Source organism: Muricoccus vinaceus, from assembly GCF_042433125.1.
Taxonomy (GTDB): Bacteria; Pseudomonadota; Alphaproteobacteria; order Acetobacterales; family Acetobacteraceae; genus Roseomonas; species Roseomonas vinacea.
In genome coordinates this window covers 1-25,826 of sequence record NZ_JBHLVZ010000070.1, presented here as the reverse complement: position 1 = coordinate 25,826, position 25,826 = coordinate 1, and the positions used below count along the sequence as shown (strand labels likewise).

22 protein-coding genes and 1 pseudogene are annotated in these 25,826 nt (G+C 64.5%); 8 read left to right on the top strand and 15 right to left on the bottom strand.

Features of this window, described 5'->3' with window-relative positions; all coding sequences use genetic code 11:
* Positions 1 to 146: 146 nt before the first annotated feature.
* Positions 147 to 347: pseudogene (locus ACFFIC_RS20275) on the top strand (IS630 family transposase); the annotation flags it as partial.
* 379 nt (positions 348 to 726) lie between these two features.
* Here ACFFIC_RS20275 and ACFFIC_RS20270 read toward each other — a convergent pair.
* Positions 727 to 1,083 (bottom strand): hypothetical protein, encoded by a 357-nt coding sequence (locus ACFFIC_RS20270; protein ID WP_377053714.1) that lies wholly within the window; start codon positions 1,081 to 1,083, stop codon positions 727 to 729.
* 436 nt (positions 1,084 to 1,519) lie between these two features.
* Here ACFFIC_RS20270 and ACFFIC_RS20265 point away from each other — a divergent pair, with 436 nt between their 5' ends.
* The 4 genes from ACFFIC_RS20265 (at position 1,520) to ACFFIC_RS20250 (ending at position 5,837) form a co-directional block, all read left to right on the top strand.
* The gene (locus ACFFIC_RS20265; protein WP_377053712.1) at positions 1,520 to 1,969 is read left to right on the top strand and encodes a HigA family addiction module antitoxin; all 450 of its coding nucleotides are present in this window, start codon (positions 1,520 to 1,522) and stop codon (positions 1,967 to 1,969) included.
* Entirely contained in the window at positions 1,959 to 3,461 is a 1,503-nt protein-coding gene (locus tag ACFFIC_RS20260) for an ATPase domain-containing protein (RefSeq protein ID WP_377053710.1), read from the top strand. The genes ACFFIC_RS20265 and ACFFIC_RS20260 overlap by 11 nt, the downstream gene beginning before the upstream one ends.
* 29 nt (positions 3,462 to 3,490) lie before the next feature.
* Positions 3,491 to 5,554: an ATP-binding protein gene (locus ACFFIC_RS20255; protein ID WP_377053708.1), complete on the top strand. Its 2,064-nt coding sequence runs from the start codon at positions 3,491 to 3,493 to the stop codon at positions 5,552 to 5,554.
* Between the two features lie 130 nt (positions 5,555 to 5,684).
* Complete coding sequence (locus ACFFIC_RS20250) at positions 5,685 to 5,837, top strand: SH3 domain-containing protein (RefSeq protein ID WP_377053706.1); 153 nt, start codon at positions 5,685 to 5,687, stop codon at positions 5,835 to 5,837.
* A gap of 762 nt (positions 5,838 to 6,599) precedes the next feature.
* Here ACFFIC_RS20250 and ACFFIC_RS20245 read toward each other — a convergent pair.
* Positions 6,600 to 7,094, bottom strand: a complete 495-nt coding sequence (locus ACFFIC_RS20245; RefSeq protein WP_377053704.1) for a hypothetical protein — start codon at positions 7,092 to 7,094, stop codon at positions 6,600 to 6,602.
* Positions 7,095 to 7,453: 359 nt separating this feature from the next.
* On the opposite strand from ACFFIC_RS20245, the gene ACFFIC_RS20240 reads away from it, so the two are divergent.
* Positions 7,454 to 8,524, top strand: coding sequence for an IS630 family transposase (locus ACFFIC_RS20240; protein ID WP_377053702.1), 1,071 nt, complete (start codon positions 7,454 to 7,456; stop codon positions 8,522 to 8,524).
* A 219-nt stretch (positions 8,525 to 8,743) separates the two neighbouring features.
* Here ACFFIC_RS20240 and ACFFIC_RS20235 read toward each other — a convergent pair whose 3' ends face one another.
* The 4 genes from ACFFIC_RS20235 to ACFFIC_RS20220 all read right to left on the bottom strand — a co-directional run bounded on the left by ACFFIC_RS20235 (position 8,744) and on the right by ACFFIC_RS20220 (position 12,760).
* Positions 8,744 to 9,244, bottom strand: a complete 501-nt coding sequence (locus ACFFIC_RS20235) for a TetR/AcrR family transcriptional regulator (RefSeq protein WP_377053700.1) — start codon at positions 9,242 to 9,244, stop codon at positions 8,744 to 8,746.
* Between the two features lie 66 nt (positions 9,245 to 9,310).
* The gene (locus ACFFIC_RS20230) at positions 9,311 to 10,153 is read right to left on the bottom strand and encodes an IS5 family transposase (RefSeq protein ID WP_377053718.1); all 843 of its coding nucleotides are present in this window, start codon (positions 10,151 to 10,153) and stop codon (positions 9,311 to 9,313) included.
* Positions 10,154 to 10,493: 340 nt separating this feature from the next.
* A complete protein-coding gene (locus ACFFIC_RS20225) occupies positions 10,494 to 12,056 on the bottom strand; it encodes a sensor histidine kinase (protein WP_377053698.1) in 1,563 nt (520 codons plus the stop codon).
* Complete coding sequence (locus ACFFIC_RS20220) at positions 12,047 to 12,760, bottom strand: response regulator (protein WP_377053696.1); 714 nt, start codon at positions 12,758 to 12,760, stop codon at positions 12,047 to 12,049. Before ACFFIC_RS20220 ends, ACFFIC_RS20225 begins: the two co-directional genes overlap by 10 nt.
* A gap of 128 nt (positions 12,761 to 12,888) precedes the next feature.
* Here ACFFIC_RS20220 and creD point away from each other — a divergent pair, with 128 nt between their 5' ends.
* Complete coding sequence (gene creD / locus ACFFIC_RS20215) at positions 12,889 to 14,238, top strand: cell envelope integrity protein CreD (protein WP_377053694.1); 1,350 nt, start codon at positions 12,889 to 12,891, stop codon at positions 14,236 to 14,238.
* Positions 14,239 to 14,283: 45 nt separating this feature from the next.
* Here creD and mutS read toward each other — a convergent pair whose 3' ends face one another.
* The 5 genes from mutS to vapB form a co-directional block, all read right to left on the bottom strand.
* Positions 14,284 to 15,600 carry a DNA mismatch repair protein MutS gene (gene mutS / locus ACFFIC_RS20210; RefSeq protein ID WP_377053692.1) on the bottom strand — a complete coding sequence of 439 codons (1,317 nt, stop codon included), beginning with the start codon at positions 15,598 to 15,600 and terminating at the stop codon, positions 14,284 to 14,286.
* The gene (locus tag ACFFIC_RS20205; RefSeq protein ID WP_377053690.1) at positions 15,601 to 16,674 is read right to left on the bottom strand and encodes a MutS N-terminal domain-containing protein; all 1,074 of its coding nucleotides are present in this window, start codon (positions 16,672 to 16,674) and stop codon (positions 15,601 to 15,603) included.
* Between the two features lie 102 nt (positions 16,675 to 16,776).
* The gene (locus ACFFIC_RS20200) at positions 16,777 to 17,553 is read right to left on the bottom strand and encodes a hypothetical protein (RefSeq protein WP_377053688.1); all 777 of its coding nucleotides are present in this window, start codon (positions 17,551 to 17,553) and stop codon (positions 16,777 to 16,779) included.
* Between the two features lie 258 nt (positions 17,554 to 17,811).
* A complete protein-coding gene (gene vapC, locus ACFFIC_RS20195) occupies positions 17,812 to 18,228 on the bottom strand; it encodes a type II toxin-antitoxin system tRNA(fMet)-specific endonuclease VapC (RefSeq protein ID WP_377053686.1) in 417 nt (138 codons plus the stop codon).
* Positions 18,228 to 18,449, bottom strand: a complete 222-nt coding sequence (gene vapB / locus ACFFIC_RS20190) for a type II toxin-antitoxin system VapB family antitoxin (RefSeq protein WP_377053684.1) — start codon at positions 18,447 to 18,449, stop codon at positions 18,228 to 18,230. Before vapB ends, vapC begins: the two co-directional genes overlap by 1 nt.
* A 127-nt stretch (positions 18,450 to 18,576) precedes the next feature.
* On the opposite strand from vapB, the gene ACFFIC_RS20185 reads away from it, so the two are divergent.
* On the top strand, positions 18,577 to 20,481 hold the full coding sequence (locus tag ACFFIC_RS20185; RefSeq protein WP_377053682.1) for a DEAD/DEAH box helicase: 1,905 nt from the start codon (positions 18,577 to 18,579) through the stop codon (positions 20,479 to 20,481).
* A 169-nt stretch (positions 20,482 to 20,650) separates the two neighbouring features.
* On the opposite strand, the gene mobF is transcribed toward ACFFIC_RS20185, so the two are convergent.
* From mobF to ACFFIC_RS20165, 4 genes are all read right to left on the bottom strand, one after another.
* Positions 20,651 to 21,874, bottom strand: coding sequence for a MobF family relaxase (gene mobF, locus ACFFIC_RS20180; protein ID WP_377053716.1), 1,224 nt, complete (start codon positions 21,872 to 21,874; stop codon positions 20,651 to 20,653).
* Positions 21,875 to 22,008: 134 nt separating this feature from the next.
* Positions 22,009 to 23,574: a TniQ family protein gene (locus tag ACFFIC_RS20175; RefSeq protein WP_377053680.1), complete on the bottom strand. Its 1,566-nt coding sequence runs from the start codon at positions 23,572 to 23,574 to the stop codon at positions 22,009 to 22,011.
* An 833-nt stretch (positions 23,575 to 24,407) separates the two neighbouring features.
* Positions 24,408 to 25,280, bottom strand: a complete 873-nt coding sequence (locus ACFFIC_RS20170) for a TniB family NTP-binding protein (protein WP_377053678.1) — start codon at positions 25,278 to 25,280, stop codon at positions 24,408 to 24,410.
* Positions 25,277 to 25,826, bottom strand: a 550-nt coding sequence (locus ACFFIC_RS20165; protein WP_456306954.1) for a hypothetical protein, incomplete at its 5' end; no start/stop codon positions are given. The genes ACFFIC_RS20170 and ACFFIC_RS20165, both read right to left, overlap by 4 nt.

Sequence of the window (25,826 nt, the reverse complement as noted above, 5' to 3'; positions counted from 1 at the left end):
ACGAATGGCAGCTGCAGCACCGCTACATGGGTGTCGAGGCCATGGGCGAAATGCTCAACCCGGTGCCCACCAACGAAACCCTGCAACTTCCACCCGAGGCCGCCTGAGCCGTGGCCACCTCAAGCCCAAATGCAATTTCCACCACGTTGACGGACGCTACCGACATCTCCCGGGAGACGGTGCGCCGACGCCTCGGCGAGAACGCGCTGAAGCCGTGGCAGCGCGACATGTGGTGCATTCCCCAGGTCGATGGCACCTACGTCGCGCGCATGGAGGACGTGCTCGACCTTCATGCCGAAGCGCCGGTTCCTAGCGTCTTCCTTATCCTTGCTGCCGTCGCACCGACGTTGCCCCTTGTTGTCGCGCTCCTCGTGCTGCGAAGCCTTCTCTCACAGATGGACGTGCCGACCCGGTCCTCCTACGTGATGGCGATCGTCCAACCGGCAGAACGGCCTGCCGCCGCAAGCGTCACCGCGGTACCGCGCAGCCTTGCGGCATCCTTATCGCCCGCGCTGGCAGGGTGGATGATCGCCGCCAGCCCTTTCAGTTGGCCACTGGTCTGCGCGGGCGTGCTCAAGGTGGTCTACGATTTGGCCCTGCTGCGCTCATTCCAGTCTGTCCTCCCACCTGAAGAGGCAATGTTCGACACTGGAGCGCCCCGCTAGGGCTGTAAGCCCCTGTACAGCCCCATAACCTGGGACGTCGCCCAACAGGGCGCATATGAGTTCACTGAGTGCTCGCCAGCGTCACGATCTTGAGCATAATGGCGAGGTCCAGCTCCGCCGGTGCCTCGCAGCGAGGGGGACGCATGTACTCGGGTCCTTCTCCGGACGTCCGTGGCTGGTCCAGGCGGGCCCACTCGGTCAAAGCACTACCCTCGATCCGGCTAAGTGTTACCGCCTTGTCCGTGAGCGAGAGCAGGAACGCCTGCCCGCTTGCCGCCTGGATCTCGGCCTCGCCTCCGCTGAGAAAGGCGTCCGCCAATTCGTCGCGAAGCTCCGGCGGCTCCTCGGCTTCATAGGCTTCGGCCGCCAGCCTTGCGCCCCCGGCGGAGGCGAATTCACCAACGGCCATCGGAGTCACGGGAAGGCTGCCCTCTTCGTTAAAGGGGGCATAGCGGAGCTCGGCCCGGCCGCCCGGCCAGAGTTCAGACACTATCCACACACCATGTGGCGCCTTGAGCGTCCACGGGGCACCCAACCCCTTCCACGTCCAAGCATCTAACATCGACCCCTCCCTGTCAGCATGAGGTAACGGATCAGGGTGTTGGGTAAATGACGCCCGATGTCCGAAAAGCTTCCAAACGTCATCACCGCCTTCTTGTCGCAGCACGAGTGCTTGGTCTTGAAGGACGCCGGACGGGTGGCAGCTGACGCCGAGAACCCCGTCAGAGGGAATCTTGCCGCAACGGCCTCGAGAGAACTCCAGCTTCAGAGGGATCCCAGTCTCAAGAACGAGGCATGCCAGAGTTGCATAATTTGAATCGGGCTGCTGGATAGCACGTGAAACCGACGTCGACATGATTCTAGATCGTGAGTCATCTCTGCACGGCCCGAAGGGTCACTCGCGTGGTATTGCGGACTGTCACGTGCCGCTTTACACCTTCACGGAAGTGAGACCGACCAACTGCCCCTTTGCTCCGCCATCTGACCATGGCCACCCAGGAATCCTGTTGGGCGAGCAGGTTTTGCCCGCCCTGGGCCTCACGGTGAGCCAAGCCGCATCCAACCTCGCGACGACCCGGCAGAACCTGCACCGCATCCTGTCTGGGCAGAGCGCCATCAGTGCGGACATGGCGTTGCGTCTGGAGCGGTTCTGCGGCGTCCCGGCCACCTTCTGGCTCCCACGCCAACAGACTCATGATCTCGCCAAGGTTCAACTGGCGATGCCGAACGCACTGGCAAGAGTAGCCCACCATCCGCTTTCCCATGCTGTATTGATCCAGATCGGAGCCGCCGATGCACGATGACATCCAGGTCGTGGAGAAGGCGCGCACCGGCGTCGTTGGCCTCGACAACATCCTGGTTGGCGGGTTGGCGCCGGGGCACCTCTTCCTGCTGGAGGGTAATCCCGGTACCGGGAAGACCACGATCGCGCTCAGCTTCCTCCTGGAAGGCGCGCGGTTAGGCGAACAGGGTCTCTACATTACCCTGTCCGAGACCGCCCGAGAGTTGCGGCAGGGTGCCCGCTCGCATGGCTGGACCCTGCCCAATAATATCGAAGTATATGAACTGGTTCCGCCGGAAAGCCTGCTGGATGCCGCGCAACAGCAGAGCCTGTTGTACTCGTCCGACCTGGAACTCGGTGAAACAACCAAGCAAATTTTTGAAGCCTTCGAACGCATCCAGCCCACCCGCGTCGTCCTGGACAGCCTGTCTGAGATCCGGCTGCTGGCCCAAAGCTCGCTGCGGTACCGGCGGCAAATCCTGGCGCTCAAGCACTACTTCGCCCGCTTCGGCGCCACGGTGCTGCTGCTCGACGACCTGACCACAGACACGCTGGACAAGACGGTTCACAGCGTCGTCCACGGCGTGATCCGGCTGGAGGAGATGGCACCGGAATATGGGGCCGAACGGCGGCGGCTGCGGGTCCTGAAGTACCGCGGCCAGGCGTTTCGCGGCGGCTTTCACGACTTCACCATCAAACGCGGGGGCGTCCAGGTGTTCCCACGTCTCGTCGCGTCGGAGCACCGCACCGGCTTCGCGCGGCATGCCATGACCAGCGACATCGCCGAGCTGGACGCGCTGCTCGGCGGCGGCGTCGAGCAGGGGTCCAGCGCCTTGGTGCTCGGTCCGGCAGGCACGGGTAAAAGCACCTTTGTGCTCCAGTTTATCGCTGCAGCTGTAAAGCGCGGTGAGAAGGCTGCCATCTTCGTTTTTGACGAGGAGCTAGGTCTCCTGTTCAACCGCACCCGCACGATGGGCTTTGACCTGGAGCAGTTGCGTGACAGCGGATTGTTACATATTGAACAGGTCGACGCAGCAGAGCTCTCTCCCGGCGAGTTCGCCCACCGGGTGCGGGAGCGGGTCGATTTTGCGCAGGCCAAGACCGTGGTCATCGACAGCCTCAACGGCTACCAGGCGGCGATGCCAGACGAGAACGCACTGGTTCTACACGTCCACGAACTGCTGCAGTACCTGAACCGGCAGGGCGCCACCACCTTCCTGACGGTGGCGCAGCATGGGCTGGTCGGCGACATGAAATCGCCGGTCGACCTTACCTATCTGGCGGACACAGTGATCCTGCTCCGCTACTTCGAGGCCTTGGGTAAGGTGCGACGCGCCGTGTCTGTCATCAAGAAGCGTACCGGCGCGCACGAGGATACGATCCGGGAATACCGCATCGACAAGGGGGGCCTCAGCATCGGCGCCCCGCTGACCAATTTCCAGGGTGTACTCCGGGGAGTGCCAGCACTTGTCGGCAGCGTGGAACCACTGCTTAGCGCGTCCATCGCCAAGTAATGCTCCTTCCCGCGCACCAGTCTCCGCAGGTGCTGATCCACACGCCGCACGGGCGTGATGCGTCCATTGCTGAAGCCCTTCTGCACGAAGCGGGCGTCACTAGCCGAACCTGTCCTGACCTGATGAGCCTGGAACTCGCCCTGGGTGACGATGCCTGCTTTGCCGTAGTGACGGAGGAAGCGCTGAGGGGCGTTGACCTCGGCGGCATAGCGGCCAAGCTCGCGGCGCAGCCCGCGTGGTCCGACCTGCCCTTTATCGTCCTGACCCACAGAGGCGGCGGACCGGAACGAAACCCGGCCGCAGCACGCCTTTCGGAGGTACTGGGCAACGTCACCTTCCTGGAGCGACCGTTCCACCCCACAACCTTCATCAGCATCGCCCGCACGGCACTGAAGGGCCGACACCGGCAGTTTGAGGCGCGGGCCCGGATGGAGGAGCTGCGCGAGGGCGAGAGCCGCTTGCAGATTGCCTTGCAGGCAGGGCGCCTGGGTTCCTGGGAGTTCGATGTAGAGGCCGGGGTGCTGGCCGCCTCTTCGACATGCAAAGCCGTGTTTGGTCGTGGCCCGGATGCCCCATTCACCTATAGCGATCTGCTAGGCACCATTCACCGGCTGGATCGGGACAGAATGCAGGATGCCGTTCAGGCCAGCATCACCAAGGGTATCGACTACACGATCGAATACCGGACAATCTGGCCGGACGGTAGCGTTCACTGGGCTGAGATCCGTGCCCGCCTTGTGCGCGACCGCTATGGCGCCAAGCCGCGCCTTGTTGGCGTGTCATCCGACATCACGGATCGCAGGACAGCCGAGGACCAGCTGCGCCATGTTAACGAAACCCTGGAAGAGCGTGTATCCCTGCGCACCGCCGAACTGAAGCAGGCGCACGACGCGGTTATGGCCGAGGTGGCGCAACGCGAGCGCATGGAGGACCAGCTGCGGCAATCACAGAAGATGGAGGCGGTGGGGCAGCTCACGGGCGGCTTGGCGCACGACTTCAACAATCTGCTGACTGGCATCACCGGCAGCCTGGAGCTGCTGCAGAGGCGGGTGCAGCAAGGTCGGACCGGGGAGCTCCAGCGCTTCGTGACCACGGCGCAGCAGTCCGCGAGCAGGGCGGCGGCGCTGACGCACCGCCTGCTGGCGTTTTCCCGCAGGCAAACCCTGGATCCCAAGCCGACGGACGTGGCGCGCCTGACGGCGGGCTTGAGTGATCTGATCTCCCGCACCGTCGGGCCAGCCGTTGAGATCGTGACGAACAGCGCGCCGAACCTCTGGGCAACACTGGTGGACCCGAACCAGCTTGAGAACGCGCTGCTCAACCTCTGCATCAACGCGCGCGACGCCATGCCGGACGGTGGGCGGATCCTGATAGAGGCAGACAACCTCGTCCTGAATGTGCGGCAGGCAGAGCCCCGCGGCCTACCACCGGGTCAGTACGTGTCCTTCGGTGTGACCGATACGGGGACGGGGATGCCTCCAGGCGTGGTGGAGCGTGCCTTCGACCCGTTCTTCACAACAAAGCCGATCGGCCAGGGCACCGGGCTCGGCCTCTCCATGATCTATGGCTTCGTCCGGCAGTCCGGTGGTCAGGTCAGGATTCACTCGGAAGTGGGCCGCGGCACAACCGTCCGCCTCTATCTCCCGCGGCATCTCACCGACGCCGCATCCGAGGACGTCTGGGTCAGCATAGACGCGCCGCCTCGGGCAGAGCCGGGCGAGTGCGTGCTGGTGGTCGACGACGAGCCCAGTGTCCGCATGCTTGTCGTGGAGGTGCTGCGGGAGCTTGGTTATGGCGCCCTTGAGGCGGCGGACGGTCGGGCTGGCCTGGAAATCCTACGTTCAGCGGCGCGTATCGACCTTTTGGTCAGCGATGTCGGTCTACCAGGGGGGATGAACGGCAGGCAGCTTGCGGACGCCGGGCGTGCCCTGAGGCCCGACCTCAAGGTGTTGTTCATAACTGGATACGCGGAGAGCACCGTAATGGGGCCCCACCCCACCTCGGGCATGGCGGTCCTGACCAAGCCGTTTGCGCTGGAAAGCCTTGCCGCCAAGATCAGGGCGCTGATTGCAGATGAATCGCCGCCAAGTTAGCTGCCGCGTTGCTGGGATGTGCTGAGTGTCAAGTGGCGCCTTTAAAGTAGTTGGGAGAACAGGCCGAGAGGGGCAAAGCGTCCGCTAAAGGTGCTCTGTGGGCCTGGGCTCTCTGAGTTCCACATTGCCAATGAAAGCCGTGACCACGACCGGTGCCAAAGTCAGGTCGTCGGCGTCAATGTCCGGTCCGGTGGTTCGAGTACGGGATGCAGGAACCCGGGTGCGGGTGGTGAGCCAAGAGGGCAACTGGCGCCGGGTCGCTGACCCGAGCGGTGAGTCCTGAGGATGGGTGCACAACTCCATCCTTCGCTCGGATGTTGGCCCACGTTGAGAGTTATTCCGGGTGGGGTCCTGATCGGGTGCCAACAGACACTTGGATGAAAAGCGAGCGATTCCTCCGCTACCCCTTCTGGATCTTCCTCGCGTTTGCACGGACGCGGCGGCGCGCTGGCGCCATTGCTAGCTTGGCACCCGCTCCCGGCGACGCCCCGCTTATGGCGGCAGCACCAGCCTTTATGGCACCTTCCGCGAACGCCTTCTGCTTCTCGGCTCCGAGAGCAACCAAGCGAGCGCCTGCCTTGGCGGGATCGGCCCAGAGCTGGGCGCTGTGCATCGCAAAGACCCATCCAGCCTCGGCAAGCCAGACGTAGGGGGTAAAGGGGTTTATCGTGTTCTTACGGGCCATACGCTTAGTTCTAGACGGCTGAAGGTCGCGGGACGAGGGCGCTTTGGCTAACACTGCTCCGCAGCCGCCGGGAGGGTCAGAGAGGAATATCCTTTGAGAGTGCCTTCCGGGCATGCGGCCAACTAGCTTCTCCACAAAGCAGGCTCTCCCGAGGTGAGGAAAACAGAAACGATCAGACGACCCGCGTCTGATACGCCGTTGACGTTGCTTCCCTGCTCGAGACCGCTTGCTCCTCCCTGTTGCCCGGCCTGGCAGATGGCTGCTGTTTTAAGGCCAAGCATGACGCTCGACGGCGTGAACCCGGCAGATCAAGGGGTGCCAGGTCGGCAGCGGTCGAGGGTAGGGATGACGCCTGTATTACTAAGCGACGGGTCCGCGTTGGCACTGGCCGGTGAGCGTGCGTGACTGCTCGTCGTCAAGCGTGCGGCCACCCCCCGGGTTGGTAACAGTGAAGACCGTGCTTAGTCTTGCCTCGAGCGTCTCCTTGTTGACCGCCATTCTGAATGAATAGGCGGCCTCCCCGGTTTGGCTGTCGGGGAGGAACCATTGGATGTCGTAGGCGGCTGGGGTCTCAAAGAACTGGCTTCCAACGCTCACTTGTTGGCCGTTCAACCGGCGTAGTTGGCGCCGATTGAGGGATATAGTCACCGTTGAGCTGCTGTCGGGATCTCGCGGATCCCGGAAAGTGCAGGCGAGGCCATCCCTGGGAAGCAGCAATTCACCCAGGGTCTCAGCCGACAGGATGATGGGCGCGGCCTGTTGCACAGGACGTCTGGCCTGGACGACGCGTTCGATGGAACAGGCGGAACACCCTAGGGCGAGAACGGCGCCCAACATCTGGCCGATGCGGATCATATATGAGACATGGGGGGAAACCGTATCTATTCAACGGAAGAGGGCAGACACGGGGCAATGAGCCTGGATTAGCGTACTTGATGTCGACTTCGAGCAGCCAGCAGAAGACTATGATGTACTAGACGATATCTTCGGCCAAGCGGTGGAAGGTCTTCACTCTCGCCAGAGCGTGACTTCTGGTGAGAGTGGGGGAGGGGACATCAAGGCCGGGCTTTTGGGGGTCCTAACAGCCCTCGCCGAGCTGGAAGAGCGCGAGGACGACGACCGCGTTCTTGACGATGTTATCATTGAAGGCCCCGCTAGTGCACTGACCCAGATGGAGGATTCACAACGGGTTGGGGCGGTGGAATGCTCCGGGCATGGCCCAGACCGTCAATGTCATTGTTGGATCCGAGGATCGCGCCCGCCTGGCTGAGATCATCGGCGACCGGAACCGCCCGCTCAAGCATACGCAGCGGGCCAACATCATCCTGCTGTCCGCCAAGCGGCTACCGGTCCTGGAGGTGGCCCGCCGCGCGGGTGTGAGCCGCCCTGCGGTGTGGCGCTGGCAACGGCGCTACGCCGAGCAGGGCGTCGATGGGCTGCTGCGCGACAAGACGCGCAAACCCGGCCGCGCGCCGCTGGCCACGGCGACGGTCGCCAAGGTGCTGGCGCTGACCTGCGCAGAGCCGCCCGGGGCCGTCACCCACTGGACCGGCCGGGCCATGGCCAAGAAGGTCGGTATCAGCCTGAGCGCGGTGCAGCGGATCTGGCAGGCCAACCGCCTGCAGCCGCACCGCCTGCGCACCTTCAAACGCTCGACCGATCCCGCCTTAGCCAGCAAGGTCGAGGATATCGTCGGCCTCTACATGGACCCGCCCTGCCATGCGGTGGTGCTGTCGATCGACGAGAAGAGCCAGATCCAGGCGCTCGACCGCACCCAGCCCGGACTGCCGCTGAAGCCTGGCAAGTGCGGGACGATGACCCACGACTACAAGCGCAACGGCACCACCACCCTGTTCGCGGCGATGAATACCCTCGACGGCACCGTGGTCGGCCGCTGCATGCCGCGGCACACCCACCAGGAGTTCGTGCGCTTCCTCAACGCCGTCGAGCGCGCGGTCCCGGCAGGCAAGGTGATCCACGCCATCGTCGACAACTACGCCACCCACAAGCACCCCAAGGTGCAGCAGTGGCTGGCGGATCACCCGCGCTGGGTCTTCCACTTCACGCCGACTTCGGCGTCCTGGCTCAACGCCGTCGAAGGTTTCTTCTCGGCCATTACTCGCAGGCGCATCCGCCGCGGCGTTTTCAAGTCGGTGCCCGACCTGCAGGACGCGATCACCCGCTACATCCGAGACCACAACAAGGCCGCCAGGCCATTCGCCTGGACCAAGTCCGCCGACATCATCCTCGGCAAGCTGGCCAGGCTCCCTGCATCTTCTGTCTGAGTCAGTGCACTAGCTTGCGTGACAACGAGGGGCAGCAGACGACGGGTCAGGATCGCGGGCCTCCCTGTCGATCTGGTATTCTCCGTCGTGGGGTTGCTCACTGGCGGGTGCTCCGGGGCTTGCGGGTCGGTTGTTCGGTGGCGGGCGCATCGCTGCCGGCGTTGAGGGCGCTCCAAGCCATCGCCGCGATCTCCGGGGCAAGTGGCGCGAGCGGCCCGGTCAGGCGGCCGTAAAGCCGACCGGTCGCCGGCTGCAGGACGAGGCCGATGACCGCGAGGGCGGCGAGGTCGGGATTGCGTTGGGGATCTCGCCAGCCGCCATACCCCCCTCGATCAGCGCGCGGATCACCTCAATCGGGTTGGCGCAATCGCGTGGGATGCTCGCGAGATGGTCGTGCTGCCGCAGCACGAGGAAGCGGAAACGGTCATGGTCTTCGTCATGGAGTTTCAGCACCGTGGCGATTACCGCCAGGAGCCGCTCGCGGAAGGGGCCGGCTGCCGGTGTAGCCTCCCTAATCCGACCGGCGTAGCCCGAGGAGCCACCGGCGAAGAGCGTCGCTACCAATGCGTGCTTGCTGCCGAAATGCGAGAGCGCGCCGGGGCCGGAGATGCCGCAGGCCGCGCCGATGTCGCGCATAGAGACGGCATCGACACCGCGTTCCGCAAATAAGCGCATGGCTGCCGCCTCGATCTGCTCACGCTTGCTCTCGTAACGGGCCATTCACCACTCTTAATTTACTTATCGATAGGTAAGTGAAGGGAGAAGCCTGAGAGCCCGTTTTGGAAGTCATGGTGCGGGCAGTCGCCTGCGGTTTGGGTGGACGGCACGGTGGAGCATGAGGCGGATCATGGCGAGGGTGATCATAGCCTCGGACACCGCTGGCAGGTGCTCGTAGTCCCGGGACAGTCGGCGCCAGCGCCCGAGCCAGCCGAATGTGCGCTCCACAACCCACCGGCGCGGCAGAAGGATAAAACCCTTCGCTCCCCGCGGTCGGCTGACGATGAGCAGCGCAAGGCCGAGCAGGAAGCAGGCCAGGATGGCTGGCACACGGTTGTAGCCGCCGTCAGCGAACACGGCGCGCAGCCAGCAATACAGCGGCTTGATGCGTCCGAGCAGGCTGCCCGCGCCGTCTGCATCCTGAATGGAAGCGGCGTGCACAACCACGCCTAGCAGCAGCCCCTGCGTGTCCACGGCAATGTGGCGCTTGCGACCCGTGACCTTCTTGGCGGCGTCATAGCCGCGCGGACCGCCGGCTTCCGTGGTCTTCACGCTCTGGCTGTCGATGACTGCGGCCGATGGGCTTGGCTCCCGGCCCGCGCCCTCGCGCAGCATGACCACGAGGTGATGGCGCATGGACTCCCACACGCCCGCGTCCAGGAAGGCGCGGAAATAGCCGTAAACGGTCGGCCACGGCAGGAACGCTGGTGGAGGCGGCAGGTGCCGCCACTGGCAGCCGGTACGCAGCATGTAGAACAGGCTCTCCAGCATGCGCCGCATGTCGGTTGTACGCGGGCGCCCTCCAGGCTTGGCGGGCGGGATCAGCGGCTGCAACAGCCGCCACTCGTCGTCCGTCAGCGCCTGGCCCGCCCCGTAGCTCCCCACCAGCGCACGATCCTCTGGTGTCCACATCTCCCGCTCCAAGCTGGGCAAAACGCCTGGAACGCCGCACCACCAGCCCCGGTCACACCATCAGATCTGCTCCACAACCCCTTTCAAAACGAGCTTTGAGTCCTGTCAAGCAGAAACTGCCGGAAGGCGTGCTGGCCGGCCGGGTATCCGCATGGCGGAGCTGTTGCGCCGTGCTGATCTAGATATGACCAGATTGCCGCGAGGCCCGGCTTGCGTGGTGGCGCAGCACGGCGAGGACAGCTGGAAGGGCCCGTTAGCTGGCTAGAGCCTGGGCGGCAGGGCGTGCGGAGAGCGCTGATTGACGGATGCGGGTTGGTTTGAAGCCGGCCATACGTCGCTGTCAGGGGGCCGGCAGCACGACGCGGAAGACAGCCCCCCACTGCCCGTCGAAGGAGCCGGGCGGCGCAAGGTTCAGTGTTCCGCCCGCGCCCACCACCAGGGAGCGGGCTATGGCCAACCCCAGCCCGGTTCCACCGCGTTCCCGCGCAGTGGTGAAGAAGGGGTCGAAGGCGCGCGCCGCATTCGCGGGCGACAGGCCGGGACCGTCGTCGGCGATAAGCATCACAGCCTGCCCCACCTCCCGCTCGATCCGGATAATGACCGTGCTGTCCGGCCCGGCATGGGCCAGGGTGTTGCCGAGCAGACTATCCAGCACCGTTGCAACGGCTTCGGGCGCGACAGCCGCCTCCGCCTCGCCCTGCACGGAGATGCGCAGCGCGGGCGCGCGCCGCGCTGCGGCCTCGGCCAAGGGGCGGAGCATGGCCCGGCCGCCCCCCGAGGCCATGTCCGCGCGCGCGAGGTCGAGCAGCCCGCGCACGAGCCGATCCATTCGCGCCACCCCGTCCTCGATGGTTGCGGCGAAGCGAGCCCGCTCGCTCGCCGACATGGACTCGCCATGCTCGGCCAGCAGTTCCGCTGCTCCGCGCATGGCGGCGAGGGGCGTTTTGAACTCGTGGCTGACATGGGCAGCGAGCCCTCGCACATAGGTGGCCCGGCCCTCCAGCGTCGTCGTCATGCGGGAAATGGCGTCCGACAGTTCCGCGGCCTCGCGCACGGCGCTGCGGGGAACAGGGGGCAGCCGGGCCGTGCCGCCGCCAGCCACCTGCCGCGCCGCGCGTACCACCGCATCGAGCGGTCGGGTGATGAGGCGGGACGCCAGCGCCGCGAGCCCCGCCACGAGCAAGAGCAGGAGCAGTCCGACCGCTGCGATCTCCGGCACCTTGCCCGCGACGGTTTGCGTCACCGTGGCGGGGGTGCGGGAGAGCAGTACGATCGTGTCCACCCGCTCACCGTCCAGCACGGGCACGGCAAGGTGCACGCGAAGCCCCGCAGTCCGGCTGATGCCGTTCGGCACGTCGGTGGCGATCTTCTCCCGCCGGCGCAGCACAGCCGACGGGTTTCTGCCGCGTGCCGCCTCCACCTCCTCCAGCCCCGCCAGCGACAGGCCAGTATCGGTGCCGGTGGAGGCGACCACGACGCCCTGGGCGTCGAGCAGGCGCAGCGCCGCGAGGGTCACCGCCTGGGTATCTTGCAGCACGGGCAGGAGGCGCGCCGCGGCCAGGGCGACCTCGGGCACCGCGGCCGGCCCGGGACGCGGATCGGGCGCCAGGGGCAGGACAGGGTCGTGCGCCAGGTCCAGCCCGCGGCGGCGAGCCGTCTCCAGCGCGCGCGGGGTGAGGCCGTTGGCGAGGCTCTCCCCCACGAAGCCGCGGGCGGCGCGCCAGGTGCCGGCGAGCACCGCAGCCTGGGCGCGCAGCTCCGCCTCCGTCTGGCGCACCAAGGCGCTTTCATAAAGTCGCAGTGCCCAGAAGCCCGTCAGCGGCAGCGCGAGCACCACGACGTTGCTCAGCAGCAGCAGCGTCCGCAGGCGGGGGCGGCGGAGCGACGGCGCCCTCAGTCGCACGAGCCCAGCCGGTACCCGAAGCCGGGCAGCGTCTCCACCGGTGCCGCGCCGAGCGCCGCGAACTTGGCGCGTAGGCGACGGACATGGCTGTCGATGGTGCGATCGGAAACGACGCGCTCGACCGTGTAGGCGCCATCCATCAGCGCGTCCCGGTTCAGCACGCGGCCGGGGCGGCGCAGGAGGGTGCGGAGCAGGCCGAACTCGGTGGCGGTCAGGGCCACCTCCCGCCCGTCCCAGGTCACGCGGGCCATGCCGGGGTCGAGCGCAAGGCGACCGTGCCGCATCATCTCCTCCGCCGTCGAGGGCGAGGCCGGCTGCGCAGGGGGCACGGGCGCCCCACGCCGCAGCACGGCCCGCACCCGCGCCACCAACTCGCGCGGGGAGAAAGGCTTGGTCAGGTAGTCGTCGCCGCCGATTTCCAGCCCCACGATCCGGTCCACCTCGTCATCGCGGGAGGAGAGGAACAGCACGGGGATGGCGGCCGCCACGCCGCCGGAGGCGCGGAGCGCGCGGCACATCTCGGTGCCGTCCATCTCCGGCAGCACCACGTCCAGCACGACCAGATCCGGCGCAGCCTCGCGCGCCGCCGCCAAGCCGGCGGCGCCGTCCGCCGCCTCCAGCGTGTCGAAGCCGGCGCGGGAGAGGGCGAAGCGCACCACCTCCCGGATCGCCGGGTCGTCGTCCACGATCAGCACGCGCGGCATAGGCATCTCCTGAGCGGACCGGCTTGCACCGGATTTGCACCCGCCCGGCACCGGCTTTCCCCACGCGCGCCATTCGCCCGGCACGGGAGAACGCGAGGATGACGGTCTCAACCAGGAAGGCCAAGCCCGTGAGCGACATTCCCGCCTCCATACCTCAACCCACTCCCCGCCAGCCCTTCCGTCTCGGCCGCGCCGGCAAGCTCGGCCTCGTCGGCGGCCTGCTTCTCCTGATGCTTGTGCCGCACATGATGATCGAGGCGGTGATCGAGGAGCGCGAATCCTACCAGCAGCAGGTGCGCGAGGGCATTGCGCGGAGCTGGGGCCCCGCTCAGTCCGTCCTCGGTCCGCTCTTGATGGTGCCGACCCGCTCCCCGGCCCAGCGTGCGGTTAACGAGACCGGCCCGTTGCGTTGGGACCGCGGCGCCGTGGCGGTGCTGCCCACACAGCTGCGGGCGGAGGCGAGGCTGGCCCCGGAGTCCCGTCGTCGCGGCCTGTTCGAGGCCATCATCTACGAGGCGGAAGTCGGACTTTCCGCGGATCTCGCCGTGCCGGAGATCACGCCCGAGCCGGGCACGGAGCTGCTGTGGCGGGAGGCATTTCTCGTCACCGGCGCCTCCGACCTGCGCTCCGCCGGGGCGGGGGCGGGGGCGCGGCTCTCGGTCGATGGGCGTGAGCTGGCCTCACGCGACGCACTCGATGCCGGCTGTGTCGGGATGGACCTGGCGCGCTGGGACCTGCGCTTGGAGGGGCCGCCCGAGCCCGGCCGCAGCGTTGCCCTGGCCGGGGCGCTGACCCTGCGCGGCACCTCTAGTTTCGGGCTGCTACCGCTGGCACGCCGGACGGAGCTGGGGGTCTCGGCGCCCTGGCCTACCCCGAGCTTCACCGGCGCCGGCCTGCCCGTACGCTCAGACGTGACCGCGTCCGGCTTCACGGCCGAGTGGAAGGAGGGCACGGGCCAACCTCTCGTGCGTCATCTCGGTGCCGGCTGGTGCAGCCAGCTCGCCTATGCCGGCACGCAGGTCGGGGTGGACCTGCTGGAGGCGGTACCGACCTACCGCATGGTTACGCGCGCCTCGAAATATGCGGCGATGTTCCTCGCGCTCGCCTTCCTCACTTACGTACTATTTGAGCTTGTGGCGGGAGTGCGGATCCATCTCGTGCAGTTCGGACTACTTGGCCTGTCGGTCGTGCTCTTCCCACTGCTGCTGCTCGCCTTCGGTGAGCCGCTCGGCTTCGCCGTCGCCTACGTGATCAGCACGGCAGCGGTGGTGGGGCAGGCCTCCGCATATACGGCGGCGGTGACCCGGCGGGTGGGGTTGGCCGGCCTCTTCGCCGGGGTGCTCGGCGGGCTGTTCAGCTTTCTCTACATCGTGCTGAGCCTTGAGGCCTACGCGCTGCTGGCCGGGAGCGTCGCGCTCTTCGCCGCGCTCTCGGTCGTGATGGCAATCACCCGCCGCGTGGACTGGTCGGAAGCGTAAGGGACCACCTCCCGGGCTGTCCAGATCGGCCGAGGGGGAAACTGGCTAGGTTCGGCCCGTGTACTGACTCAGAAGCTGCGCCGCGCGCTCCAGCACAGCTGCGGGCATGCCAGCCAGCTCGGCGACCTTGAGTCCGTACGACAAGCCTGAGCGCCCGGGCACGACCCGATAGGTAAATACATCCCCATGTCGCCCGGCCGAAGCGTCCATCGCTCGGCACACGGCGTGCCGCATGCTTTCGGCCGCATCCGCGAGTTCGTGAAAGTGCGTCGCGAAGAGCGTTCGGCACCCCACCGTGTCGTGCAGGTACTCCATGCTGGCTTGCGCAATCGATAGTCCGTCGTGGGTGGACGTTCCACGTCCCACTTCGTCGAGGATCACCAGGGAGCGCGCTGTAGCCTGGATCAAGATGGCTGAGGTTTGCAGCATTTCGACCATGAAGGTCGAATGCCCTGCCGCCAGATCATCAGCGGCACCGATGCGGCTGAAGAGCTTGTCCACCACTCCAATCTGCGCTCGCCTTGCCGGCACGAAGGAGCCCACCTGGGCCATAAGCACGATGATCGCCACTTGCCGCAGAAAGGTGGATTTGCCTGCCATGTTAGGACCAGTCAGGAGCCACATCCGGTCGGTCTCGCCCATATGGCAGTCGTTCGGAACAAAGCTGCGCGCATCGGCCTCCAACAGCACTTCGGCAACCGGGTGTCGGCCGCCCTCGATGTCGAAATCAGTGTCGTCGGAGAGGTCTGGTTCGACCCACAAGCCTTCGGCGGCCGCTTGGGCTAGGCCACACACCGAATCGAGGGCCGCAGCGGCATGAGCAATCCGCGTGAGGCCACCGCGAGCGGAAAGCGCTGCCGACCGCAACGCTTCGAACACGGCTCGCTCGGCACGTGCGGCACGTTCCGCCGCCACTTCTTGGGCTGCAGCTAGGCGGTCGAGTTCAGGCGTTGCAAAGCGGCTGGATGAGGCGAGCCCTTGCCGCAGCACAAATGCCTCTCCCAGGGTTCTGGCCGCTGCTGCGGGCACCTCTACATGGTAACCGAGCACGGTGTTGGCGCGAATTCTGAGCGCCTTCACACCGGTCTCCTTGATGTATCGCGCCTGCAGCGCCTCAATCCTGGCACCTTCGGCGGCAGCATTCGACCGAGCGAGGTCTAGCTTTGGATCATAGCTTTTTGCCACAAAGCCGGCCTCGACGGTAAGCGGTGCCGGGATAAGGAGCGCCCGCCGGAGTGAGGTGGCGAGCGCGGCGCTGGGTCCATCTGCAGCGGCTGAAAGTTCGCGCGCGGCGGTAACCAACCCAACCGGTAGGTCCTGTGCCATGTTCAGATGCGCCGCCGCGCTGGCGGCCCGCTCCAATCAGCCATGCACGGCGGCGAGATCGCGTGGTGTTCCACGCCCAAGTGAGAGGCGGCCGCAGGCACGGAGCATGTCCGGCATGCCCGAGAGCGCCTCTCGACAGGCAGCTCGCACCGGCGGGGCAGTGACCAGGAAGCGCACCATGGCGAGCCGGCGACAGATCGTACCAGGGTTTGTCAGCGGAGCACTCAGCTGGCGCAGGAGCAATCGGGCACCAGCAGCGGTAACGGTGCGATCTATCACCGATAGCAATGAGCCTTCTGGGCCGGAGGCTGAGGTGAGCACCTCGAGGCCTCGGAGAGTGGGAGCATCGATCTCCATGGTGTCGCCGAGGGGCGCCCGCCGTGGCATCGGCAGGGCCTTTGGCAGGTGACCCACCGTTGCCCGGACGTAGTCGAGCATGGCGGTGAACGCTGCGACCTCCGGCGGCGAGAAGCCACGCGTGACGTCTCGTCCGCTCTGGCCATAGGCCATGGTCAACAGACTGGAAGCTTCATCGGACGCCAGCGTCGGCCGCGCCAGTTTGGAGAAGCGCACGCCAGAACCGCGAAGCGCGACGGCGAGGGCTTCAGAGGTGTCCGGCCAGCGAGCGACGAGGACCTCAGACGGTCCGATTCGCGCCAGAGCTGGGCCACAACCCTCCAGCGAGGCCATAGCGGCTCCTGTCTCCCCGGTGGACAAGTCGATCCAGGCGAAACCCACCGCCTCACCCTCAGCAAAGGCGATGCACAGGTTGTTAGGTCGTCCTTCCGAGAGAACGTCAGCGTCAACCGATGTGCCTGGCGTCATCAGGCGTAGCGGTCGCTCTCCGTTCGGCTCGTTCGGCTGCTCAGAAAGAGCAACCTTGTGGCCAGCGGTCAGAAGCCGTGCCACTGCACCGGGTGTAGAGGAGGCGGGCACCCCGCACATCGGAATGTCCGCCGCGTCCTTCTGGCGCCGCCGTGTCAGCTGAAGACCCAGGACTCGGGAAACCACGGGAGCATCTTCGGCGAGCACCTCATAGAACTCGCCGACACGGAAGAGCAGTAGGTGATCTGGAGCAGCCGCCTTGGCAGCAGCGTGGGCGAGCATCATTGGGCTAGGCTGTCCGGCGTTCATATCCGTACGTACCTGGGGTGTTCCATAGGCCGGAGTAAGTCTGTTCCGGTCGGCATCAACCCTCGGCACACCGCGGGTTCAAAAGGCGTCCTCCAGGGCATCGAGATCAACGGTCTGGATGGAGAACCAGATCGGTTCAGGGCTCTTGGCCGCGGTCCGCAGAATCGGCTTTGCCGCCGATAGCAGTTCCTCAATCGAGCGGAACGGGTGAACAGCCTCTTCGCCGTCGCTGGTCCTCATCAGGAGTGCGATGCCGGTCTTTGCGCGCTTCGAGTTGGACGAACCAGCTGCGGGTTCTGGTTTGCTGACAGCGGGGCGGCCTACCGGCTGCGCGGGCGAGCGGGCCGGCTTTGCTGGCGATGCCGGAGGCGCCTGGAGGCCGGAACGGGCTGCCGTTGCCGGATGCAGGGCAGGGGCGAGCAGCTCATCTGAGGATGTCCCAGGTGGTACATCTGAAAGAGCAGGCGAGGCGGCTTCGCCTGGAACCTCCTTGGTAGGAATGAGATGGACCACGCCTTGGACCGATGCAGCAGGCGGGGCCTCCGGCTGTAGGGGTTTGGGAGCAGGAGGTATGCCGAAAAGGGGAAGTCCATCGTCGGAGGGCGGGTCCGAGGGCGACGCAGCAGCAACCGGTGCTGGCAGTGGGGCCGAGAGGGGCTTAGTTGGCTTGGCAGGCGCGGGCAGATCGTCTGGCAGCTTGCTTTCAGGGGTATCCTCGCGCCGCAGCTTAGCGAGAATGGCGTAGATGTTGGCGGGAGTGCAGTCGTAGGAAGCGGCCACCGCAGCGACCTTCTGCTGACCAATCTCGACCCGCTCTCGGATCTTGGCATGCTCCTCACGAGGTATTCTGGCCATCTGGTCCTTCCAGTCAGGTGCGGTTCGCGTCAAATATACTGCGGCGCGTCAAGCCAGATTCAAGTTTGGGTGCCAAATTCAAATGCGGAGGGGGTGGGATACACCTGTCTCGAAGAGGGGAGCTGCTGTGTCGGCTTGGCGCCGGAGGTGGAGCGAACCTCACCAAGTCTCAGCACCTCCGACCGTATTGCTTCTCATTCGCGAGTCGCATAAAAAGGTTTATGTAAAAACAACAGAATTGGAAGTTGTTTTTGCTTGTCAATCTTCCTGTCCTGGTGACAGCCAGTCCTCGCAACGTAGTCCCTCCACGCGACGGAACTCGCCGAGGTTGCCGGTGACCACGACCAGCCCACGGCTCCTCGCGTGGCCTGCAATCATCAGGTCATAAGCACCGATGACCTGCCCGGCGCGCTCCAGTCTTGTGCGGATCTCTCCCGCATGCGCTGCTGCGTCCGCGTCGAAGGCCAGCACATCGAGCCGCGCCGCGAAGCGCTCCACCTCTCGCCGGTTCTCGATCGGACGTGCCGACTTACCGGCTCCGTGCAGCAACTCCATCAGCACGACAGTCGAGATGCAGAGCGATCCAGCCTCGGCGTTGAAGCGCGCTCGCAGACCCTGTGGTCGATCTCGCAGCACCCGGATGCAGAGATTCGTGTCCAGCAGATAGCGCAACATTAAAAGCGCTCGCGTTCCTCAGCTCGCGGCTGCTCGCGATCTGGCAGGTCAATTCCGGGCGCGCCGAAGAAGTCGTCCCAAGTGGCGTCAGCCGGCACGATGAGGCGGCGCGTGCCGTCACGCAGAATCGAGACTTCCCTAACGCCTTCCGGGAAGGCCACACCTTTCGGCAGACGTACAGCCTGGGTCCGGTTGCTTTTAAAGAGAGTGGTCCGGGTCATGTGAGCCTCAAGGGATATACAATCCATATATCCCGCTCCAGCTGAGTTGCAAGCTTCAGTAAGGCCTAGACACAAGAATCGTGATGAATCAGACTCTTTTGGTGCCTAGTCCGCTTCCCCTCTGGTCGTGACCTCGCGTCCTCTCCGCTCGCACCAGCAGCGCCTCGCGGGCGTGATCGAGGCGATCGCCACGAATGAGGCAGAGGCGCGCGACATCCTCGCAGCCGTCACTCCCGGAGGCGGCAAGTCATTGCTGCCGGTGATTGCGGCAAGCCGCCTGATTGCCAGCGGCGTCGTCGACCGCATCTGCTGGGTCGTGCCACGCGACAGCCTGCGGCTCCAGGCCGAGGAAGCTTTCGCCGACCCTTACTGGCGTGCGGCGCTGAGCCACAGCCTGTCGGTGCGGGCCGCCGATAACACCCCTGACCCAAGCCGAGGGCTCGCCGGCTACATCACCACCTACCAGGGCGTCGCCGCCGCCCCGGACCTGCACCTGGCAGAGTTTCGACGCTATCGCACGCTGCTCGTGGTGGACGAGGTGCACCACCTTCCTGCCCTCGCAGAAATCGACCCGGTGGCAGCCGCCCAGGACACGGAGGAGGACCAAGCCAGTGCCTGGTCACGCGCCATCCTGCCGCTGCTCGAGTGCGCCCGCGTGCGACTGCTGCTCTCAGGCACCCTGGAGCGCGCCGACGGCAAGGGCATCCTCTGGCTGCCGTACCGCAAGGGCCCCAAGGCGCGCACGCGGGAGGTGGCGCTGGATGCTGAGGGCTGGGCTGTTATCGGCTACTCCCGCGCCCAGGCACTTGCCGAGCGCGCTGTGCTGCCTGTGACCTTCGGCGCGCTCGACGGCGAGGCTAGCTGGCGCGACGAAGACGGAAACGAGCTCGGCCCACATCGGATCTCCGGTCTCTACCCCGACGAGACCACCCGCCCTGCCCTCTTCACCGCGCTCCGCACCGGCTTCGCCGAAGCCCTGCTGCGTGAGGCCTTTCTCGCCAGCCGCAATCTCCGCGCTCGGCGCCGGCAAGACCGCGGGCTGGCGCCCGGTCAGGCGGCACGCGGGTTAGGCAAGCTGCTCGTCGTAGCGCCTGACCAAGCAACTGCGCGCCACTACCTCGCGGTGGTTCGGCAGTGGATCCCCGCGTCGCAGGCCGCAGCCGTGGCCCAGCTCGCCACATCCGACACGCCGAGGGCGCACGAGCTGCTGGCCGCCTTCCGGCTGCTGCCGGAGCCTTCGGTTCTAGTGACGGTGGCCATGGCTTACGAAGGACTGGACGCGCCGGAGGTCGCTGTGGTGGCGGCCCTTACTCATATCCGCTCTCGTCCCTGGCTGGAGCAGATGGTTGCGCGCGCGACACGAGTGGACCCGAGTGCCGGTGCCTACGAGACGCAGCAAGCACTGGTCTTTCACCCGGACGACCCGCTCTTCGGTCTGTTCCGCCGACGCATGGAGACGGAGCAGGGCACTTTGGCGCGTCGTCCAAAGCCGCGGCGCGAGCAGTCCACACTGCCCGCTTGGCTGCTGGATCAGCTTACCGCGCCCAAGGAGGGCGTTGTGCCGCTCTCCTCCAACGCGCTGGCTATGCGCTACGACCGGCTCGCGCCGGGGCCGGAGTTGGCGATGCGCCGCCCCGAACAGGAGGAGGCTCAAGGGGAGCTGCTGGAGGTGCCCTCTGTCGCCGAGCGGCGCCTGCGCAACCGCCTCGGGGAGATGGTGGCGGCGCAGGCGGTGGAAGACGAGGCGGGTGCAGCCGCTCTGCGCGGAGGCATTTCGGGACCAGGGTTGTACCACCGCTACAACGCGGCCCTGAAGCGTGTCACTGGCGACAAGGCGCGCGCCGCCATGACACTCGCCGAATTGGAAGCAGCCGTGGGCTGGCTGGAGCGCAACCGGCTCGCGGACCACCTTCACCTGCTGGACCACGATCCCCGCTATGCCTGGTCCGCTCGAAAGCGAGGCGAGTGGAAGCCGCCCACCGGGCGTACGATGCGTTCTCAGCCGAAGAAACCCCCCTCCCCTACGGCTTGAGCGATGTGTTGCCGCCCCTCCTTCGAGTGCTGCCAGCCGCAAACTACTGCCATACGGCACCGTTTTGCTCCGATCAGCGCGCTGATCGTCCGGGATCATGGGAGAGATGCGTCCAATGCACCGATCGATGCTAAGAGGTTACGTCTGTCATGAACCGCGGCGACGCACTTCATTCATCGGCCGCTTCGTGGAGTAGGAGAGATTTTGGACCATGCCTACGTCGGCGTTGGCGGAAGGATGGTGTGATAGCCTCCAGTGCCCGCTCTGCAGCAGAGAACCGTTCCGTAAGTCGCTCGCCGACCCGATCAATATCCAACGCTTCGGACATGCCAGTAACAATCAGGGCCCGTGCCGCGTAGACTTTGAGCCAATCCTTGTCGAGCACGTTTCCGCTGGCTAACTCGCGGGCAACCTGCTGCACAGCGATGTTGTACGCTCGCTCAACATGCCCAGTCTCCAACGCCTCAGACCCGACGCATTTCTCCAGCACACTTGTATGTCTCCAGCCGATCATCTCGGCTTGCTCGATCCAGTACTGCTTGCTCGGCTTACCGCCGATGCCACGCAGCCGGGTTAACTTAGCCGCCCCTCGTTCGAAACGGCCCCTGGCCGCGGCGTCGAGGGTGTCCCATTTGAAGCCGATCCTCTCGACATACTCCTTGGCAACCTGACCCAGGATGGCGTTCCGGCTGGAGAACAGCTCGACCGCCCGGCTGTCCACTGCAGGTAACACTGCGGCCGTACCGTTCGGATGGCAAACAACTCGGATGCCTGCCGCACGAAGTAGCCGTGCAAGTTCTGCTTGAAAGTGTGCACCGCAGAGATGCAGGACCGCCCTGGTCAAGCGCTGAGTGTCCAGAGAGCCCACCCGCCCGTCCGCAGTCACCACAATGTTGAATAGCACATTATGAATGTGGGCGTGCGGATCGCCCTGCCCAGGCGCCTCGACTGAGATACGAGTGTCTGCTTCACCGTACCGGAGCACGAGGGTAGGGTGGGCAACGTAGTGCCGGAACGACACCCAGGCTGTCGAGCCCGAGACGGCTCCACCTCGGCCCCCTTGCCCCCTTCGCGCCCATCCCAGTTCGGCCACCAACCGGAGCATGGCAGAATCGTTAGCCTCGTCGATGCACGACCAGATTGTAGCGGCCTCCGCCGCTGTCGGGGCGAACTCAGCGGCGAGCGTCACGGACTTGTGGGGTTGGGTGATGAAGTCAATGGCGCTGATCTTGCGTCGAACCCGGCTCCAAGAATGCCCATTATCAGCGCGTCTTGCGCTGAATAACTTAAGCAGATCGTCCTCTCTAGGAGGGCGGGTCAGGTCTATGCCAAGCGTGCGTCCTACGTCATCGGGCAGGGATGGCCTCCATCGAACAGCCTGTCTCCATCTCATGCAAGTAGGGCCAGCACCGGACGCCTGGCACGTCACCATGGCGGACCCCACTACATCGCTCAGAACCTCCCTCAGATCCTTCAGGTAGCTGCACGCGACCCAGGGCACTGTCACGACGATCTTTCCAAAAGTCTTCAAGGGATGCTCCTCAGATAGATCTCGTCCGGGTCGAGCGCCGGAACCTTCCCTCTGGAGGGTTCTCGTGCAACAAGAAGGGACAGCCTTACCAGCGCCGCGCGCATCGTGCGGCGTCGCCGGCCCTGCAGGTAGTGGATGAACTCATGACCTTCAGGCGGCCATCCACTCGGGTGCAGCAGGCTGTGCCCAGGTGGCGGATGCAGCACCGCATGGGCCGGCTCGTCACCGAGTTGGCGCCTGGTATGCTGGACTAGCGCGCTGATGTCGGTTTCCACCATTGCGGCGTAGCGGCCGGGAGTGATGGTGCGCTTACGCCCTCCCCCAAACCCGGGGACGTTCTGGCTGGCGAGCTCCTGCCTCAACGTGCCGATGAGGCTTTCGACGATCGCTGTTGGCGATCTCGGAGCCCCTTTGGGCGGACGCTGATGATTGCGTAGCAACGGCCTGCTCCGGATAAACTCCTTACCCCGCAAGTCGGAGAGCAGAAGCACAGACCACGGCGTCATCCGCTGCCCCGTAAAGCCGCCACACGGCACGAACGGCGCGCATGTCCGGGACAGTTCGCGCCAGAGCCGGTCGTCCCGGCCGATCCGGCGGGACCGCAGCCAAACTCTCTCCGCATAGCTTAAGTGTTTTAGAAATTCTTCTAAGCGAAGGGGAGAGAGGCTGAGAGCAGGATGGATGGATTTGTAGCGCACACCGATATCGACCCCATTCAGCCACGCAAGCAACGATGCTGCTGCGGCAAAGCCCGCTGCACCATCCGAAACGCTTAAGCCAGTCAGAACTCGGGAGTCTCCGGCTGTCTGCAGAGGTGGTCCGGCAAACGCCATGCAGAGGTCCGTCGCTGCGTCGATGAAGTCGGCTGCGGACGAGCCGTACTGCCAGGGTCCACAGCAATCCAGGCCGGCAAGCGCACGGTCCAGGTCAACCTGAAATGCCGTTAGATGCTCGAGAGTAGCATCGCCAAGGTATAGGATCGAGAGGCTGTCGAGGGCAACGTGCTCCCGTTCCTGGAGGCCGTCGATCGGGAAGGCGCAAGATCTACAGACAAGCCGCAATCGCCCAGAGATGGGCAATGGCTCGACGGTCTGTCGTATGCATTGTGGACAATGATCGGTGAGGAATCTTCGATGCCGCTCGCAAATCAGGTGATGGCGTGAGTACCAAGCGGTTCGACCAAACACCTCCCCACATGCACCGACATCCTCGCGTGTGCAGGCCTGACACCAGCCGATCCATCCGCGGTACCATTCCACCTCTTTCGACCGACCGGCCGCACCTCTCAGCGTCCCGTTTTGGTTGGCTGGCAGCATTTGGCACAGCATCTGCAACTCTACGCCTGACCGTTCAGCCAAAACCTTCAGGAAAGGCTCGACCGTTTGCTCGCCCAGCCGATCAGGTATCGGGCTTTTGGTTGTGCCGACCTTTCGCGAAAGAGCAGCTAAGAACTCCGACGAGGTCATGCCGTACCGAGCAGCCAAACGGTCGACCCAGGAAAGCAAATGTTCGCCAAGTTTAGGATCCGGAACCAGAGGAAGTAACCCTGTTGCCCGAGTCATACCATGACCTCACAAAACGATTTCGGTGGCGGGATACTTTAATGTCTTTACTGCAGATCTTTTCGCACTCCGTGCATTGGTGTCTTGCCCTTCTTCTGCTTACTTTTTCCGTACAGACCCCGTACCGGGTACGTACCCCGTCCATACGGGGTCCATACCGGCTGTCGCGTGCCACCGTTGATCGGAATTCCAGTCATTTGCGGTCAACTCTACCGCTGTCGATCGTTAATCAACGGACAAGGTCTGGCAGGGCTGACCGGGCAAGGTAGCGTCCTGGACCGCGCACCATCATCAGCGATCAGCAGATTTGATGAGCGAAATCTGGTTTTGTGGTAGCAAGGTCTCCTGCTACCGCAATGCGCTGCGGCGTCTCTCTTGAGGTCAGCAGCCGTCGCCCACCACCAAAATACTGTGTAAAGCGTTCGAAGGCTTTTCCGGTTTACAGCTACCGCTCTGCTGAAGTAAGTGCATCTTCCGGTTTTTGCCGAACCACGTAGATGCCTGTTCTGCCTTGCTTTCCATTTCGGTCGATTCTGTCCAGTGACAGTACGCGGCCGCTCGTGCAGAATCCGGCCATTTGAAGTTGAAATCAGCGCTGGTGACCGTTGATCACTGGACAGGATCCGGCAGCGACTGGCTGGAGACAGCGTCGCATTCGACAGTGTAACACAGCGACCAATGAATAGATTCGTCAAGTAAATGCAAGGCTTTGCGCCACAAGGCTCCCTGCGGACGCACTGCGCTGCTGCGGCTCCGCTGGCGACAGCGACGCGTGTGCCCCTGATCAGTGAACCGTTCGAAGCTAGCCGATGTTTTTCCGATTTGCTGATCACCTAGGTAGCGTCGACCCAGGCTGAATCGTCCTCAATGGAGGACCGATCAAGCATCTCGCGCCCCGATTGGATCGCGGCAACTGCGGCGCATTCGAAGGCTTCAAAGATATTCGTCGTAAGACCAGCAGACCTCTCCAGAACGAGCGCTCGAATCGATGGCGAATCCACCGGCGATGGTCGACGCAGCGGCAGGTTTTGCACCAAGCGAGCCAAGAAGCCTCGTAGTGCTTCACCGTCCTGCCAACGCTTCATCTCTATATCCCTGAAGCGGCTCTTCAGTTCACCATCACTCATCAACGCGACCTTCGCTTCCGGAGTACCGGCACAGATCAAGGTGATCTTGAGCTTGTTCGCCATGAACCGCAGCAGTTGCAGGAACGCACGTTGCTGAAGGGGAGACGCAGCAAAAATCGAGTTTATCTCGTCGATGAGAAGTCCACGGATATTGCCTTCGCGAAGTAGGTCGATTGTGGTGCCCCGCAGAGCCACCTCTTTGTGCGACAGGCACACGGGGGCGTTAATGCGTTCATTGATTTCAACGAGGAAGTCGAACGTCTTCGGCATTGGCGGCATTAGGACGTAGAGCAGCGAAGACATACCCCGCTCTGCTGCACAGTCCGGAGCCTGATTTTGGAAGGCCAGTCGTCTTAAAATCTGAGATTTGCCAATACCAGAGTCCCCATAAAGAAGGACGTTCCGTTTACGATCGCATGGTGGCCGCTTGACATAATCTTGTAACTGCTCGAGCAGCTTGGATGCAGCCGGATGCTCGATCCAGTGCGCCGAGCGAATCCAGTCAATACGCTCGGCGTCAGGAAGCCGGGCGACCGTACGGGCGGCGGGCAGCAAGTGAGGAAAGTCGTGCTCGCTCATGACGAACGCCCTACGATCCGTGTTTCTCCTGGCACGGGCATCGGAACCTTTGCATCGTCAGGCATGGCAGAACCGCTCACACTGCCGATGGGTGTCGTACTCTGCTCAACCATTGAATGCTGCTTTCGGCTGTCCAATTCCATGTTGTCTGGCATTGGAATCTGCGCTTCGTCTGGTGCGCTGATTGCTGCTGGTTCTGAGGAAGTCCGAACCATCTCTTTTGCCGAAGTTCCAGTACCGCGACCAGAGGTCAAGTGAGCCGTGCGTTGCTGCTCCCGGCGCGCAGCTCGGGTTCGCTCTGCAGCCTCAGCAATGGTGGCGCGGCGGGCTTCGACGGCCGCAAAAATTGCGCTCTCGTCCACCTTCCTCATGCCTTGCTCCCGCTTCGCCTTTACAGCAACCTTCTGCTCCCAAAGTGTGATCGGCGGTCGGCTCAGATCTCGGTAGCGGATCGGCCAATGGCGCCCAGTTGGATCCTCCAAGTGTACCGCCCGCAGTTTCTGAGACACCTGAGTGAAGCCTATGCGGCGAGAGCCGCGGGTGAAA